This window comes from Kribbella sp. (genome assembly GCF_035655035.1).
Lineage (GTDB): Bacteria > Actinomycetota > Actinomycetes > Propionibacteriales > Kribbellaceae > Kribbella.
Genome location: NZ_DASRVN010000766.1, coordinates 1 through 5891, shown reverse-complemented (window position 1 = coordinate 5891; position 5891 = coordinate 1). Strand labels below are relative to the sequence as shown.

The following is a 5891-nucleotide window of genomic DNA, read 5'->3' as shown; positions in this document are numbered from 1 at the left end:
GCACCCCGGCGTGCTCCAGCTTGCGGGCCCACGAGATGTTGTTCTTCTCGTCGAAGCGCGCCTTGATCTCGACGATCGCGAGCACCTGCTTGCCCGACTCGGCCGCGTCGATGAGGGCGTCGATGATGGGGGAGTCGCCGCTCGTGCGATACAGCGTCTGCTTGATCGCGAGCACGTTGGGGTCGGCGGCGGCCTGCTCGATGAAGGACTGGACCGACGTCGAGAAGGAGTCGTAGGGGTGCTGGAGCAGCACGTCCTTGTCGCGGACGATCGGCAGGATCTCGGACGCCTTGGAGCTCTCGGCGGGCGCGAGGTCGGGGTGCATCTGCCCCCGGAACGGGGGGTAGCGCAGGTCGGAGCGCTCGATGTCGGCGACGAGGTTGAGGCCGCGCAGGTCGAGCGGGGCCGGGAGCCGGTACACCTCGCTGTCGTTGACCCCGAGCTCGCGCACCAGCATGTCGAGCACGTGGTCGTCGATCGTCTCGTCGACCTCGAGCCGCACGGGCGGGCCGAACCGCCGTCGGGTGAGCTCCTTCTCCAGGGCGGTGAGGAGGTTCTCGGCGTCGTCCTCCTCGACCTCGAGGTCCTCGTTGCGGGTCACCCGGAAGGTGTGCTGCTGGATCACCTCCATGCCCGGGAACAGCTGGCCCAGGTGGGTGGCGATGACGTCCTCGAGCGGCACGAACCGGCCCTCGGCGACCTTCACGAACCGCGGCAGCAGCGGCGGCACCTTGACCCGGGCGAAGTGCTCGCCGCCGGTGTCCGGGTTCCGGACGACGACGGCCAGGTTCAGGCTCAGGCCCGAGATGTACGGGAACGGGTGCGACGGGTCCACCGCGAGCGGTGTCAGCACCGGGAAGATCCGGTCCCGGAAGAACCGGGTCATGTCCTCGCGCTCGCTGTGCTCCAGCTCGTCCCAGCGCAGGATGTCGATGCCCTGCTCGGTCAGCGCCGGCTGCACGGACTTCCGCCAGGTCTCCGCGTGCCGGTCCATCAGCTCCCGGCTCTTCGCCAGGCTGCGGTCAAGAACCTCGCGGGGGAGCAGGCCGCTGGCCGCCTTCACGGCGACCCCGGCGGCGATGCGACGCTTCAGGCCGGCGATCCGCACCATGTAGAACTCGTCCAGGTTGCTGGCGAAGATCGCGAGGAACTTGGCCCGCTCGAGCAGCGGGATCCGGTCGTTCTCTGCGAGCTCCAGGACTCGCTGGTTGAACGCCAGCCAGCTGAGCTCGCGGTCCGAGAACCGGTCCGCCGGGAGATCACCGGCCGCACTGATGTCGTACGGCGGTTCTACGTCGTACTCCCGGTTGTGGGACGCCAGCAAGTCTCCAGCCACGTCGACAAGGATCCCACCCTTTCGTGAACAACGGGTAGCGGTCCGCGCGTTGCCGAATGTGACGCTTTCGTTGCCTGCCGGACGTTCTTGCTAGCGTCACTCCTTGTGAACCTGCGACTGGACTCGGTACTGCGCGACACGCTGACCGCCGTACAAGCGAACGCTCTCGCCCCGCTGTACGCGCTGCCCGCCGCCGTACGGCGCCGCCTGTCCGGCGCCCCGATCCAGATCGACGGCAACACCCTCGACCCCGACATCCAGCTGCTGCTGCGCCTCGACAACCTGTTGCCCCACACAACCAAGACCGACGCCGCCACCGCCCGCGCCCACTTCCGCAGCCTCTGCAAACTCATCCCCGGCACACCCGCCGAAGTACAACGCACAACCGACCTGACCGTCCGAGGCACCGCCGGCCAACTAGGCGCCCGCCTCTACGTCCCCCGCCCCACCAGCTCCGGCGCGGGGCAGGGAGATGAGGCTCGTACGGCGGAGTCCGGGCCTCGTTCTGCAGGTGCCGAGGGAGTCGGGCGGGGTCTGCTGGTGTTCTTCCACGGCGGGGGCTGGGTGGTCGGCGACCTCGACACGCACGACGCCGTCTGCCGCTCGATCGCCGCCGACGCCGGGATCCGGGTGCTCTCCGTCGACTACCGCCTGGCCCCCGAGGCTCCCGCCCCGTCCGCCGCCGAGGACGCGATCGCCGCCTTCACGTGGGCCGTCGACCACGCCGAGGACCTAGGCGTCGACCCTGCCCTGGTAGCCGTCGGCGGCGACAGCGCAGGCGGCAACCTGGCCGCCGTAGTAGCCCAGCAAACCGTCCGCCGCGACCTCCCGACCCCGGCTCTCCAGGTGCTCCTCTACCCCGCCGTGGACCTGGTCGCCCGCCGCCCCAGCCGAGACCTCTTCTCCGAGGGCTTCATCCTCACCGAGGCCGACATCATCTGGTACCGCGACCACTACACCCCCGACCCCACCCTCCGCCCCGACCCGATCGTCTCCCCGCTCCGCGCCGAGGACCTGACCAACCTCCCCCCGACCTACCTCACCACCGCCGGCTTCGACCCCCTCCGCGACGAAGGCCGCGAATACGCCGAGGCCCTGACCGCCGCCGGCAACGCCCTCACCCACGTCCACCACCCCTCTCTCCCCCACGGCCACACCAACCTCCTGACCGTCCCCGGCACCACCCGCGAAGCCCACACCCACCTCACCAACCACCTCCGCGCCACCCTGTACTGACCCCTGTGGATAACTTCGCCGCGCGCAGGCGGTACGCCGATATCGTGGCGAGCAGTACGCCGGAACCGTCCTGAAGGAGTCGCGATGACGTTCGACCTGGTGCGGTTCAACTCCGCGTTCGCGCAGGCCCGGTACGAACAGAAGACCGACCCGGCGTTCGACCTGGCGGCCGCTCAACAGCAGTTGCTCGCGTTGATCGCCGACGAGCCGGACGGTGACGACCGTACGTTCGCACTGGAGATGATCGAGGACCTCGCCGTACCGCCGCCCCCACCACGCGAGCACGGCCCCCTGTACCACGAGGCGGGCGCGATCCACGCCGCGGCTTTTCTTGCGGAGGGCACCGACGAAGAAAAGGCCGACGCCCTCGCGGAAGCCCGCCACAAAATCTGGTCAATCGCCGACCGCGCCCCCGACGACGAGGCTCCGAGCATCCGGGGGATGACGCGTGCCCTCCACCACATGGAGATCATGCTGCGCGGGTATTGGCCTGAGGACTGACGATGGACCTCGACCGACGGGTCTCACCAGACTCGTTCGTCTATCAAGAGGTCGAGCGCTTGTACAAGCTCGCACAGTCGCTTCGTCCGGTGACCACCGATCGCTGGAACCGTGAGTTGTACGCGACGGACCTTGACACGTTGGGTGGTCTGGATCCGAATACCGGTGTCCTCAGACTTTCCAGTCATCGCGTGCTGATGCACCTGACGGGCTCGGTCTCGCCGGAGCGTGCCGCTGACCAGGCCGAGGCATTGTCCACGGTTCTGCACGAATCGACCCACGGAGGCATGCACATCAAGGCGCCGGGAGAGCCGAACGCGGTGTGGACCGAACATTCGCGCGGCGTGATGGAAGGCTTCGCCGAGGTCCGCGCCTTCGCCGACTTCGAACTGTTCGCCAAGCGCGCCGGGTACGGAGGCCTGACCCTCGGCGACCCGCAGTACCCAGGAGCTTTCGCCGCAACCAGCGACCTGATGGCGCACATCAGCGGTCCGTCCTACTCACAGAACGACCTGATCAACGACGCGTGCCGCGGTCCCGGGCTCATGCACTTCGACCAGTTCGCCCACGCCGTCGTGGCCAACCACCTGACCGAACTGACCCACCGCGACCCTCAGACCCAGCAAACGATCCGCAGACAACTGATCGAACCGATGCTCCACGCCCACTGGCCAACCCTCCCGAACACCGAAGCACCCACCGGCCACGCCGTAGCCACCGAAATCCGCTCCACCCTGAACACAAAGATCTCCGAACTCCGCCACCAGCACCGCCTACCCCCAGCACCTCCCACCCCTCAAACCCCACCCACTCACCAGCCGCGATCTGCCCCTCTCCCAGCGGTTCACGATCCCGCTCCCACCCCAGACGCCCGCCAAGACACCCTCAACGCCCTCCGCTTCCTAACCGCCCAACCCCCACCCACCAAAGCCCTCCACCACCGCCCCACCCCAGCAATTCCCCACACACGACCCCACCTCTCCACCAAACCCCCACCCCGCACCCGAGACTGACCCGCTGGCCCACGCCGATCCCGTCCGGTACCCGGGACCGAACCCCACGCGGCCAGCAGCGTGTGCGGGACGTCGACGGTCACCTGGTCCGCACGAGACCCGCCAGGCCACCAAGGCCGGTCCTCGCCGCAGGACGCCCACCGCGACTGAACACCCCAGCGATCCGGGTCAGACTGAACACCCCGGCGATCCGGGTCAGAAAGTCAGCGGCCGGGGTCGACGAGTACGGGGACGGCTTCGCGGACTTGGAGGAGGGTGGCTGGGCCGGTGATGGGGACGGTGCCTTGGATGTACTGCCAGCCGGTGTCGGCGGCGTTGAAGCGGGCGGCGTAGTTGGTGGTGACGGAGATGCCGACGCCTTGACGCTTGCGGTATTTGTGGGTGATCTCGGCCGAGGGGTACGGCTTGCCCGGGGTGCTCGTGGTGACTGTCGGACTGCCGTCGCCGAAGTCCCAGGTGTAGCTGATCGGCGTGGCTTCGACCACGACGGGGAAGCCGAGCAGCGTCACCGTCGTCCTCGACACCTTGCTGTCGTCGGTGTAGACGATCGTTGCCATATTCACCAACGTCCGTCCCGCCGGCTGCACCTTCACCGAAAGCCCAGGAAAGATAACGTTCTTGGTCTCCGACCGCACTTCCTCCCAGGTGATGTCCTGAGGCCGCGGCGGCACCACCACCTTCGGCGTCACCTTGGGCCGAATAACCCCCGTGATCTCCCGACTGGGCTGACACCGACTCGGCCCAGGAACAGTCCCGTCCGGCTGCATTCGCCCACAGATGCCAATGTTGAGTTTCAGGTCGTCTCGGCCCGTCGCATCGCCCGAGGTGTCCTCCCGCGAGCGGCCGCCATCCCCGGGCTTTCCTGATGTGTGGCGTGGCTTATCGGTTTTCGTGGGCTTGGATGATCCTGTCGGTGCCGGCCTGTCGCCCCCGATACGGCTCGTCGCCTTCGCCGAGGCGCCTTCCCTGGTCGGATCGACGGTCGCGGTCGGCGATGCGACCGCTCTCGGCTGCAGGGGCATCGCGTGGGCGAATTGTGCAGGCGATTGATCGCCCGCGGCCCAAACGCTCGCTGCGCCGATCGATAGCATGATCGGCAACGCGCTGGCGACGGTGATCGCGCCGAGGATCTTCTTCATTATTTGTCGAGCTTCATCTCGTACATGATCCAGCTGCCGCCCTGTGAAGAGAGCGAGAACTCTCGTTTGTACGTCGCAGCCTTCAGGTTTATGGGTGATGCACTCGTTGATTCTCGGCTGATGTACGCGCCGATCGAGACCATCGCCGACCCGCCGATACGCCCGCTCTTGCCACGGTAGAGCTCGGGAACATCCGTGATCTTCTCGAGGTAATCACCTTGAAGTAGCCCGTTTGCTCCATTCGCCTTCGCAACGAAAGCCGCGTACGACTTGCAGTTCTCGCAGCCCTTTTCGCTCACGCCGAGCATGGGGCCTGTGTCGCCGGTCGTGGAGGCGTAGTTCAGCAAATCGCTGTAGTAACGGACAAACTTTTCGGCGGCTGCAAGGGTGAGCCCCTTCGCAGCCGTCGGCCGTGCAGGTGGAGTGGTTGGAGCCGCTGATGAAGACGGCGTAGCACTCGGCCCGGTCGTAGGACTCGCCGAAGAGCTCGTCGTCGAGGAGGTTGGCGACGGCGGGGCCGTGTTTGGTTGGCCGGCTTCTGGGCTGCCCTTGGTGCAGGCCGTGAGGAGTGTGGTGGTGGCTAGGCAGGCCAGGAGTGCTTGGGTTGGCCTGTTGCTGTGTGTCACGTTTGTCAGCCCTCCGTAGTTGATACGAATCGTAACGGGG

Annotated in this window: 5 protein-coding genes and 1 pseudogene; 3 read left to right on the top strand and 3 right to left on the bottom strand. The window is 67.2% G+C overall.

The genetic code is table 11. The features are described 5' to 3' along the window. Positions 1 to 1321: pseudogene (locus VFF46_RS39065) on the bottom strand (RNA degradosome polyphosphate kinase); the annotation flags it as partial. Between the two features lie 120 nt (positions 1322 to 1441). Here VFF46_RS39065 and VFF46_RS39060 point away from each other — a divergent pair. The 3 genes from VFF46_RS39060 to VFF46_RS39050 all read left to right on the top strand — a co-directional run bounded on the left by VFF46_RS39060 (position 1442) and on the right by VFF46_RS39050 (position 4086). Next, on the top strand, positions 1442 to 2572 hold the full coding sequence (locus VFF46_RS39060; RefSeq protein ID WP_325042324.1) for an alpha/beta hydrolase: 1131 nt from the start codon (positions 1442 to 1444) through the stop codon (positions 2570 to 2572). An 84-nt stretch (positions 2573 to 2656) separates the two neighbouring features. After that, a complete protein-coding gene (locus VFF46_RS39055) occupies positions 2657 to 3073 on the top strand; it encodes a hypothetical protein (RefSeq protein WP_325042323.1) in 417 nt (138 codons plus the stop codon). Between the two features lie 2 nt (positions 3074 to 3075). Next, positions 3076 to 4086 carry a hypothetical protein gene (locus VFF46_RS39050; RefSeq protein WP_325042322.1) on the top strand — a complete coding sequence of 337 codons (1011 nt, stop codon included), beginning with the start codon at positions 3076 to 3078 and terminating at the stop codon, positions 4084 to 4086. A gap of 203 nt (positions 4087 to 4289) precedes the next feature. On the opposite strand, the gene VFF46_RS39045 is transcribed toward VFF46_RS39050, so the two are convergent. Beyond that, positions 4290 to 5225, bottom strand: coding sequence for a PKD domain-containing protein (locus VFF46_RS39045; protein ID WP_325042321.1), 936 nt, complete (start codon positions 5223 to 5225; stop codon positions 4290 to 4292). Then, positions 5225 to 5891, bottom strand: a 667-nt coding sequence (locus VFF46_RS39040; RefSeq protein ID WP_325042320.1) for a DUF6318 family protein, incomplete at its 5' end; no start/stop codon positions are given. The genes VFF46_RS39045 and VFF46_RS39040, both read right to left, overlap by 1 nt.

Bases quoted from the DNA above. Each gene is read 5' to 3' on its own strand.
- VFF46_RS39055 (WP_325042323.1), top strand. From the start codon at position 2,657: ATGACGTTCGACCTGGTGCGGTTCAACTCCGCGTTCGCGCAGGCCCGG.
- VFF46_RS39050 (WP_325042322.1), top strand. From the start codon at position 3,076: ATGGACCTCGACCGACGGGTCTCACCAGACTCGTTCGTCTATCAAGAG.
- VFF46_RS39045 (WP_325042321.1), bottom strand. From the start codon at position 5,225: ATGAAGAAGATCCTCGGCGCGATCACCGTCGCCAGCGCGTTGCCGATC.